Genomic DNA, 9,820 nt, shown 5'->3' on the forward strand with positions numbered 1-9,820 from the left:
AACAGCTGAATTCCCGAGCACCTGCCCGAGCCTTGGACCGCACCGTCGCATCACACAGTGTCGTGGCGCCGGCGCCCTATGAGGAGCAGCAGTCTTGCGCGAGTTCAGCCTTCCGGCTTTGTACGAGGTCCCTGCGGACGGCAACCTGACCGACATCGTCCGCAGAAACGCCGCGCAGCATCCCGACGTCGCCGTCATCGCCCGCAAGGTGGGCGGTGTCTGGCAGGACGTGACGGCCGCCGCCTTCCTCGCCGAGGTGCACACCGCCGCCAAGGGCCTCATCGCCTCCGGCGTCCAGCCCGGTGACCGGGTGGGCCTGATGTCCCGCACCCGGTACGAGTGGACCCTGCTCGACTTCGCGATCTGGAGCGCGGGCGCGGTCACCGTGCCGGTGTACGAGACCAGCTCGCCGGAGCAGGTGCAGTGGATCCTGTCCGACTCGGGCGCCACCGCCTGCATCGTGGAGCTGGCGGGCCACGCGGCTGCCGTGGAGTCGGTGCGCGAGTCGCTGCCCGCCCTCAAGCACGTCTGGCAGATCGAGGCCGGCGGTGTGGAGGAGCTCGGGCGGCTCGGGCAGGACGTGTCGGACCAGACGGTCGAGGAGCGCGGCTCGCTCGCCAAGGCCGACGACCCGGCGACCATCGTGTACACGAGCGGTACCACCGGCCGCCCCAAGGGCTGTGTGCTCACCCACCGCAGCTTCTTCGCCGAGTGCGGCAACATCGTGGAGCGCCTGCGCCCCCTGTTCCGTACCGGCGAGTGCTCGGTCCTGCTCTTCCTGCCGCTGGCGCACGTCTTCGGCCGCCTGGTGCAGATCGCCCCGATGATGGCGCCGATCAAGCTGGGCTGCGTCCCGGACATCAAGAACCTCACCGACGAGCTGGCCGCGTTCCGGCCGACGCTGGTCCTCGGCGTCCCGCGCGTCTTCGAGAAGGTCTACAACTCGGCGCGCGCCAAGGCGCAGGCGGACGGCAAGGGCGCGATCTTCGACAAGGCGGCGGACACCGCGATCGCCTACAGCAAGGCGCTGGACAGCGCCTCCGGCCCGGCGTTCGGCCTGAAGGTCAAGCACAAGGTCTTCGACAGGCTGGTCTACAGCAAGCTGCGCGCGGTCCTGGGCGGCCGGGGCGAGTACGCCATCTCGGGCGGCGCCCCGCTGGGCGAGCGGCTCGGCCACTTCTTCCGGGGCATCGGCTTCACGGTGCTGGAGGGCTACGGCCTGACCGAGTCCTGCGCGGCGACCGCGTTCAACCCCTGGGACCGGCAGAAGATCGGCACGGTCGGGCAGCCGCTGCCCGGCTCGGTGGTGCGGATAGCGGACGACGGCGAGGTGCTGCTGCACGGTGAGCACCTGTTCAAGGAGTACTGGAACAACCCGGGCGCGACGGCGGAGGCGCTGGCCGACGGCTGGTTCCACACCGGTGACATCGGCACCCTGGACGAGGACGGCTACCTCAGGATCACCGGCCGCAAGAAGGAGATCATCGTCACGGCGGGCGGCAAGAACGTGGCCCCGGCGGTGATCGAGGACCGGATCCGGGCGCACGCGCTGGTCGCGGAGTGCATGGTGGTGGGCGACGGGCGGCCGTTCGTGGGCGCGCTGGTCACCATCGACGAGGAGTTCCTGGGCCGTTGGGCGGCCGAGCACGGCAAGCCGGCGGGTGCCACCGCGGCGTCGCTGAAGGACGACCCGGATCTGATCGCGGCGATCCAGGAGGCGGTCGACGACGGCAACGCCGCGGTGTCGAAGGCGGAATCGGTGCGGAAGTTCCGCATTCTGTCCTCCCAGTTCTCGGAGGAGTCGGGCCACCTCACCCCGTCGCTGAAGCTCAAGCGGAACGTGGTGGCGAAGGACTACGCGAACGAGATCGAGGCGATCTACGCGAAGTAGCACGCCTCCTGACGGAGTGTCATGGCGCGGTGTCCTCGGCGAGGACCCGCGCCATCGTGCGTTCGGCGAGCGCGGTGATGGTGACGAAGGGGTTCACGCCGATGTTGCCGGGCACGAGCGAGCCGTCGGTGACGTAGAGCCGGTCGTACCCCTTCACCCGGCCGTAGTCGTCGGTCGCCCTGCCGAGCACACAGCCGCCCAGCGGGTGGTAGGTGAAGTCGTCGGCGAAGACCTTGCTGGTGGAGCCGAACAGGTCGTAGCGGTAGATGGTCGCGTTGGCCAGGTTGATCCGGTCGAACAGCTTCCTGGCCATGCTCACGGAGACCGCGCTCTGGGCGGCCGTCCAGCCGAGTTTCACCGCGCCGGAGGCGGAGTCGTAGGTGAAGGAGGCCCGTTCGGGGTTCTTGGTGATCGCCAGGTAGAGGCTGATCCAGTGCTCGAACCCCATGGGCAGCGGGGCGATCTCGGCGAAGACGGGGTTGTCGGCGTTGGCCCAGTCGTCGATGCCCATGACGGGCATGGTCGCCTGGTCGGCGCCGACGGTGTCCCAGACGTGGTTGGCGCGGCCGAGCATGGTGTTGCCGTTGGTGCCCCAGCCCGCCCCCACGGCGGGGTTCAGGTCCGGCAGGGTGCCGGTGTCCCGGGCGCGGACGAGGAGTTCGGTCGTGCCGAGACTGCCGCCGCCGAGGAAGAGATACGTGCAGCCGTAGCTCTTGGTCCCGACGACCGTGCCGGTGGTGTCGATCCGGTCGGCGGTCAGGACGTACGTCCCGTCGGCCGCCCGGCTGATGGACCTCACCTTCTCCAGGGTGTGGATGGTGACGTTGCCGGTGCCGAGGGCGGCGGCCAGATAGCTCTTGTCGAGGCTGCGCTTGCCGTGGTTGTTGCCGTAGATGACCTCACCGGCGAGCGCGGACTTCGTGGCCGTGCCGGCGGCCTCCTGCTGCATGTAGCCGAAGTCGTAGACGTTCGGCACGAAGGTGGTCTTCAGGCCCGCGTTGCCGGCGGCCTTCCGGGAGGTGCGGGCGAACCGGTACCAGTCGGTGGACTCGAACCAGGCCGGGTCGATCGTGTTGACGCCGAGCATGGCGCGGGCGCGGGGGTAGTAGGTGCCGTACATCTCGTCGGCGTCCACGGTCGGGAACTGCTCGGCGAAGTACGACTTCAGGGGCGTGACCGCCATCCCGCCGTTGACGAGGGAGCCGCCGCCGACGCCCCGGCCGACGTAGACGGACATGGCGTCGTAGTGCACGCGGTCGAGCACTCCGGGGTAGGCGCCGATGTCCTTGTTGACCACGTCCAGCCAGAGGAACGTGGCGAGCGGGGCCTCGGTGCGGGTACGGAACCACATGGAGCGCTGGTCGGGGGCGGAGGTGGAACAGAACACCTTGCCGTCGCTGCCCGCGGTGTTCCACAGGCGGCCCATCTCCAGGACGAGGGTACGGATGCCGGCCTGGCCCAGGCGGAGGGCGGCGACCGCACCGCCGTAGCCGGAGCCGATGACGATCGCCGGGGCGTTCTCGACCGCGTCGGGCTGTGCCGCTCGGGCCGACTGGAGTCCTATGCGGGTGAAGCCGAGGGCGGCCGCGGTCTGCAGTGCGGCCATACCGAGTATGTGACGTCTTGTCAGTTGACGTCTCATCAGGTTTGCTGTCATGGGCGCAGCATGGGCGGATTTTCCGGTTCCGCCAAGGGCCCTGCCGGGAGACCTTTGAGGCCCGGTCTAGAGCAGGTCTTTGAGTTTCTCGGCGAGCAGGTCCCAGCGCCAGCGCTCCTCCACCCACTGGCGGCCCCTCTCGCCCATGCGGCGGCGCAGGCCGGGGTCGCCCAGCAGGGGCACGATGCGGTCGGCCGCCTCCTCGGGGGAGCCTCCCCTGACGACCCAGCCGGTCTCGCCGTCGAGTACGGCGTCCGGGGCGCCGCCCGAGTCGCCCGCCACCACCGGCAGGCCCGTCGCCGAGGCCTCCAGGTAGACGATGCCCAGGCCCTCCACGTCCAGGCCGGCGCGGCGGGTGCGGCAGGGCATGGCGAAGACGTCGCCGGCGCCGTAGTGGGCGGGGAGTTCGGACCAGGGGACGGAGCCGGTGAAGCGGACGGAGTCGCCGACGCCGGTCTCGGCGGCCATCCGCCGCAGATCCCGCTCGTACGGCCCGCCGCCCACGATCAGCAGGACGGTGTCCGGCTCGGCGGCGAGGATGCGGGGCATGGCCTGGATGAGGGTGTCCTGGCCCTTGCGCGGGACCAGCCGGGAGACACAGACCACGACCGGGCGGTCGGTGAGGCCGAGGCGGGCGCGGATCTCGTCGCCGCCGGAGCCGGGGTGGAAGGTCTTCTCGTCGACGCCGGGCGGCAGCTGGACCATGCGGCGCGCCGCCCCGGGCGTCAGCGCGGTGGCGATCCTGGACCGCGTGTACTCGCCCAGATAGGTCATCGTGTCCGTCGACTCCCCGATCCGGCGCAGCAGTTGGCGGGCTGCGGGCAGCTGCGCCCAGCCGGCCTCGTGGCCGTGGGTGGTGGCCACCAGTCGCTCGGCGCCCGCCCTGCGGAGTGCCGGGGCCATGAGGCCCAGCGGCGCCGCCGCCCCGAACCACACCGAGGTGCACCCGTGCTCGCGCAGCAGCCCGACCGCCCGCCGGGTCGCCCGCGGGGTCGGCAGCAGCATGGTCGTACGGTCGCGTACGACGGTGAAGGGCTGCTCGGCGTCGAAGGCGGCCGTGGCCTCGATACCCTCCCGGCTCCGCTTCCAGGTGGAGGCGTGCACGACCAGCCGGCCGGGGTCCAGGCGGAGGGCCATGTTGTGCAGGAAGGCCTGGATGCCGCCCGGCCGGGGCGGGAAGTCGTTGGTGACGATCAGGGTCTTGTGCATCGCCGCCGACCCTACCCAATCCGCCGTCCGGAGCCGCGTACGGCCGAGTCTGTGGCATGCACACGGACGCGCACGACATCATGGTGACCGACGCGAAACCGAACGGCAGGGGATCACGTGGAGACCAAAGGTGCCGGGCGGTCCCTGGCATGGCTGCTCGCGACCTGGGGCGTCACCCGTGTGGTGCTGCTGCTGTTCGTCTTCCAGGTGTATCTCTTCCCGGGCCCGGACGTCACCTCCGACGTCTCGGTGATCTACCGGGGCTGGTACGAGGTCCTGCACCAGGGAACGTTTCCGCTGGACGACGTGACCTGGCAGTACCCGCCGGCCGCCGCCCTCCCGGTGCTCGCCCCCGCCGCCCTGCCCTTCCTGTCGTACGCGCACGCCTTCTTCGTGCTGGCGTTCCTCGCCGACGTGCTCGTCCTCGCGCTGCTGCTGTATCGGTGCCGGCGCCCCGGCCGGTCTCCGCGCGGGGCCTGGGTGTGGGTCGCGGGCGTGCCGCTGCTCGGGCCGACGGCGTACGCCCGCTACGACGTGATGGTGACCGCGGTGGCCGTGGCGGCGCTGGTCGCCGGGGCCCGGCATCCGCGGGTGATGGGCGCGCTCACCGCGTTCGGGGCGCTGCTGAAGGTGTGGCCGGCGCTGCTGCTGGCCGGTGCCGTGCGGGCGCGGGCGTGGTGGTCGGCGGCGGTGACCGCGGCGGGGCTCGCGGCGCTGTTCTCGGTGTCCATGCCGGGCGCCTTCACCTTCCTGACCTTCCAGCGGGAGCGGGGCACCGAGGTGGAGTCGCTGGGCGCCCTGGTCTTCCATGTGGCCCGGCACTTCGGCTGGCAGGGGCAGGTGCTGCTGAACTACGGGTCGATCGAGTTCCTCGGCCCGTACGTGGACCAGGTCAGCGCGGCGGCGCTGGCGCTGACCGGGGCCGTGTTCGGCTGGCTGCTGCTGTGGCGGCTGCGTGCGGCGCGCAGGGCGCCGCACACGCTCGCGGAGGCGGCCTTCACCGCGGTCCTGCTGTTCACGGTGACCAGCCGGGTGATCAGCCCGCAGTACCTGGTGTGGCTGATCGGCCTGGCCGCGGTCTGTGTGTCGTACCGGGCGAGCCGGATGGGGGCGCCCGCGCTGATGGTGGTGGCCGCGTCCTTCGCGACGGTCCTGGAGTTCCCGCTCGGCTTCTCGCACGTCGTGGTCAGCGACCGGTACGGCGTTCTGCTGCTGGCGGTGCGCAACGGCCTGCTGGTCGCGGCCTCGGTCACGGCGGCCCGCCGGCTGTGGCGCTCGACCGTGCCACCGGCCCCCGCCGCACCCCTGCCGCCACAGCCGTCCCGGCCACGGCAGACGCCGGTCTCCCCCTGACCTGACGGCCCCACGCCGAGGACAGGACGACCGGCCCAGAACACCCGAGAGGCCACACAGCCCCGCCCTGCTCCCGGCTCACCCCGTGCGGGCCAGGGGCTGCCCCGCTTTCCCGTGGTGGTCGGCACGTCGGCGCAGGGCTGTCACGGCCGCGCACTGCACGGCCATCGAGAGCGCCAGGGCCAGGCTGACGCCGGGCAGGCCAAGGCCGCCGAGGGCGTGAGCCAGGGGCAGCTGGACGGCCGTGCCGAGCAGGGTGATCCGGAGCAGGGCGGGTGCTCCGCCGCTGCCCTCGAAGACCCCGCCGAGGGCGATGAAGCAGGCCATCAGCAGCAGGTACGGGCCGATGCAGCGCAGGAACAGCGCGCCCTGGCGGGCGACTTCGGGTCCGGCGCCGAAGGCGGCCATGATCCAGGAGGCCGTAGCGGCGAACACCATGGCTGCGGTCAGGCCCAGGGCGCCGGAGACCAGGACCGCCTGCCGGCCGATGTCCCGCCGCGCGTCCGCGCCCGCGCCCCGGGTGTGCGCGGTGTGGATCGCGGCGGCCTGCCGTACCGCGTAGAAGGCCATGGTGGCCACGTACATGACCTTGTAGGCGATGGCGTAGGCGGCCACCGCCGTCACACCGAGCCGGGCCACGATCGCCACCAGGACCAGGGATCCGCTCTGGCGCACGGTGAAGTCGGCGGACATCGGCAGGCCGGTGGTGAGCGTGCGGCGCAGGGCGGCGGCGACCGGCTCGGCGGGCGGGGCCGTGGCGGCCGTCCGCAGCAGGGCGTTGCGGCGCAGGGCGCGCAGGCCCGCCGCGAGGGCCGCGCCGCGGCACAGCACGGTGGAGGCGGCGGCGCCCCGGACGCCGTAGAGGTGGATCAGGACGGGGTCGCACAGCAGGATCAGGGCGTTGGCGAGGAGGGCGAGGCGCATCGGTGTGCGGGTGTCGCCGGTGCCCTTGAGGATGCCGTCGACGAGTTGTTGGGCGAAGAAGACGGTCATGCCCGGCAGGGAGATCGCGAAGTAGGCGGTGGCCAGGCGCAGGGCCGTGCTGTCGTCGCCGCCGAGGACCAGCGCGGCCAGCGGCCCGCGCAGCAGCAGGCCGCCAGCCGCGACCACCGGTGTCACCAGCGCGCACAGGGCCCCACCGCCCCGCACGGCGGCTCGTACGGCGGCCGGGTCGCGGGCTCCTCGGGCGTGCGCCACCAGCACGGTCGTACCGGAGGCGAAGACCAGCGCGACGCCGAGCAGCACGTTCTCGGCGTTGGTGGCGACGGCCACCGCGGCGACCGCGGCTCCGCCGAGCCGGGAGACCCAGACGGTGTTGATGATCCCGGAGGCGACCGAGGCGAGCAGGGAGAGGTAGACGGGGTGGGCGAGGGCTATGAGCTGCTTGCGGTGGGCGTTCACAGTCGGATTCCCTCATCTCCTCGAATCGAGCTACCTCGTTTAGAGGTAGCTCGATAAGAGGTAGCATGGCGTGCGAGGCCGCTGCAAGGAGGAGAAGGAGGAGACCGCGTGCTGGAATTGTCGATCCTGGGGTTCCTCGCCGAGGAACCGCTGCACGGTTACGAGCTGAAGGAGCGCATCAAGGCGCTGAGCGGTCATGTCCGCCCGGTCAGCGACGGCGCGCTGTATCCGGCCATCAACCGGCTCGTCGCCGCCGGACTGCTCGACCAGCGCACCGAGGACGGCGCGAGCGCCGCCCCGCGCCGGGTGCTGTCCCTGACGGACCGGGGCCGCGAGGAACTGCTCGCGCGGCTGCGCGCCCCCAAGCAGGCGGAGATCACCGACCAGGTCCGCTTCAACACGCTCCTGGCCTTCCTGCGGCACCTCGACGCCCCCGGCGAGCAGGCCGCGGTGCTGCGCCGCCGGCTGGACTTCCTCGAGACCCCGGCGAGCTTCTTCTACCGGCAGGGCGAGGCCGTGCGCGCGGAGGAGGCCGGTGACCTGTTCCGCGAGGGCATGCTGCGGGTCGCCCGGGCCACCGGGAAGGCGGAGCGGGCCTGGCTGCGCGAGGCCATCGAGACGCTCGAAGGGGCCGGCTGACCCGCCGGGCAGGGAAACCGGCCGTCACTCGGTCCGGATCAGCTGCTCCCGCACATAGGACCGCCACTGCCCGGTGAACTCCCCCGGTGTGGTCCCCAGCACCGTCTTCAGCGCGTCCTCGACCGCGCCCGCCCGCTTCTGATGGGCGCCGACGGCGCGGTAGAAGGCGCCGAGCCGGGCCTCGCCCCAGCGGTCGGCGATCATCCGGCAGGCCAGCCAGCCGCCCTCGTAGGCCCGGGCGAGCTCGGCCGGGTCGCTGGTGAAGCCGAAGTCCCCGTCGGTGGGCAGCTCGGTGGGCGGGTGGCCGTCCTGGACGGCGCGGGTGAGTTCCGGAGCGGCCTCGGTGGGGGTGCGGCCGGTGCCGAGGTAGCCGATCCAGTCCGCGTACCCCTCGGAGAGCCACAGCGGGGTCGCGGCGGTGGTGTGCGCACGGGTGGCCACATGGGTGGTCTCGTGGGTGAGCACCACCTGCTTGCCGAGGTCGCCGAGAATGGCGTACGCCTCCGGGTTGACGACCACCCGGTCCGCGGGCGCCTGGCCCGAACCGCCCGCCTCGCCGGTGGTCACGGCGGCGATCCCCCGGTAGTTCGCGGCGGGCGAGCCGAGCAGTCCCCCCATGCCCTGGAGGGACCGCGGGACGAGGACGACGACATGGCGGGCCCAGTCGGCGCCCCAGACCCGGGAGACGGCCGGCACGGCACGGTCGGCCAGCGTGGCGTATCCGCGCAGCTGGGCGGCGGTCCGGCCGGTGCCCAGCACCAGGCTGTGCGCACCCTTGACGGCGGTCACCGGGCCCTGGTCCCACAGCTGCTGCCCGGTGTCCTTGGCGGGTCTGTCGGCGGTGACGTACCACTTGCCGTCAGCGGTGCGCCCGAGGGTGAGGGTGCGGAGGGCGTCGACCGGGGCGCTGTCGTACCCGGCGACGCGGTAGCTGAGGTCGGCGTCGGCGGTGGCGCCGGCGGAGGTGCGGTGCACGGCGGTGACCCGGTAGGCCCAGGAGGCCAGCGGCAGGGCGCGCAGCCGGGTGTACTCCGTGCGGGTGCCCGTCGTCCCGTACGCCGTCTCGTCGTGGCCGAGGAGCGCGGCCGAGCGCCGGTCGAGCAGGTGCTGCACCTCGGTGCGGGCGGAGTCGCCCGGCGTGCCGCCGCAGCCGGACAGGGGCAGCAGCAGCCCGAGCCCCACGACCCCGATGCTCCACGCCCGCCTGCGACCAGCCACTTCCCGATCGTAACGGCGAGCGCCGCGTTCAGGGCCGGGTGACCGAGGTGACAGGCATCATCCCGACCGGGTCGTAGCGCACCGCCGCACCCGGATAGGGCGCGTGGATGACCTGGCCGTTGCCGGCGTACATCCCCACATGGCTGGCGTCGGAGCGGTAGATGACCAGGTCGCCGGGGCGGGCCTGGGAGAGCGGGATCTGCCGGCCGGCGAAGCGCTGCTCCTGCGAGGTGCGCGGCAGCTGGACGCCGGCGTGCGCGTACGACCACTGCATCAGGCCCGAACAGTCGAAGCCGGAGGGGCCGCTGGCGCCCCACACATACGGCCGGCCGAGGGCGGAACGGGCGGCGGCCACCGCGGCGGCGGCGGGTCGCCGAGGGACCCTTGAAACTCGCACCGCAACCCCTGCCGCTGAGTGAGGGACCGGCTGCGTTTGGCCGGGTGGTATCCGG

At 72.4% G+C, this 9,820-nt stretch carries 8 protein-coding genes; 3 read left to right on the forward strand and 5 right to left on the reverse strand.

Annotated elements, in window-relative coordinates; translation table 11 throughout:
• Window positions 1–94 precede the first annotated feature (94 nt).
• On the forward strand, window positions 95–1,891 hold the full coding sequence (locus tag ABT288_RS21365) for an AMP-dependent synthetase/ligase (protein WP_351609994.1): 1,797 nt from the start codon (window positions 95–97) through the stop codon (window positions 1,889–1,891).
• Between the two features lie 19 nt (window positions 1,892–1,910).
• Here the strand turns inward: ABT288_RS21365 and ABT288_RS21370 are convergent, their stop codons facing one another.
• Together ABT288_RS21370 and ABT288_RS21375 are read right to left on the reverse strand one after the other, a co-directional pair.
• On the reverse strand, window positions 1,911–3,533 hold the full coding sequence (locus tag ABT288_RS21370) for a GMC oxidoreductase (protein ID WP_450859123.1): 1,623 nt from the start codon (window positions 3,531–3,533) through the stop codon (window positions 1,911–1,913).
• Window positions 3,534–3,614: 81 nt separating this feature from the next.
• Window positions 3,615–4,757: a glycosyltransferase family 4 protein gene (locus ABT288_RS21375; protein WP_351609999.1), complete on the reverse strand. Its 1,143-nt coding sequence runs from the start codon at window positions 4,755–4,757 to the stop codon at window positions 3,615–3,617.
• 117 nt (window positions 4,758–4,874) lie between these two features.
• On the opposite strand from ABT288_RS21375, the gene ABT288_RS21380 reads away from it, so the two are divergent.
• Window positions 4,875–6,110: a glycosyltransferase 87 family protein gene (locus ABT288_RS21380; RefSeq protein WP_351610001.1), complete on the forward strand. Its 1,236-nt coding sequence runs from the start codon at window positions 4,875–4,877 to the stop codon at window positions 6,108–6,110.
• Window positions 6,111–6,188: 78 nt separating this feature from the next.
• Here the strand turns inward: ABT288_RS21380 and ABT288_RS21385 are convergent, their stop codons facing one another.
• Entirely contained in the window at window positions 6,189–7,511 is a 1,323-nt protein-coding gene (locus ABT288_RS21385; protein WP_351610004.1) for an MATE family efflux transporter, read from the reverse strand.
• Between the two features lie 108 nt (window positions 7,512–7,619).
• Between ABT288_RS21385 and ABT288_RS21390 the strand changes: the two genes are divergently transcribed.
• A complete protein-coding gene (locus tag ABT288_RS21390; protein WP_351610007.1) occupies window positions 7,620–8,150 on the forward strand; it encodes a PadR family transcriptional regulator in 531 nt (176 codons plus the stop codon).
• Between the two features lie 24 nt (window positions 8,151–8,174).
• Here the strand turns inward: ABT288_RS21390 and ABT288_RS21395 are convergent, their stop codons facing one another.
• Entirely contained in the window at window positions 8,175–9,368 is a 1,194-nt protein-coding gene (locus ABT288_RS21395) for a hypothetical protein (RefSeq protein ID WP_351610010.1), read from the reverse strand.
• Window positions 9,369–9,396: 28 nt separating this feature from the next.
• The coding region (locus ABT288_RS21400; RefSeq protein WP_502972789.1) for a C40 family peptidase at window positions 9,397–9,820 on the reverse strand (424 nt) is incomplete at its 5' end.

It is taken from the genome of Streptomyces sp. NPDC001093 (assembly GCF_040298985.1).
Lineage (GTDB): Bacteria > Actinomycetota > Actinomycetes > Streptomycetales > Streptomycetaceae > Streptomyces.

Bases quoted from the DNA above. Each gene is read 5' to 3' on its own strand.
- ABT288_RS21370 (WP_450859123.1), bottom strand. From the start codon at position 3,533: ATGAGACGTCAACTGACAAGACGTCACATACTCGGTATGGCCGCACTG.
- ABT288_RS21375 (WP_351609999.1), bottom strand. From the start codon at position 4,757: ATGCACAAGACCCTGATCGTCACCAACGACTTCCCGCCCCGGCCGGGC.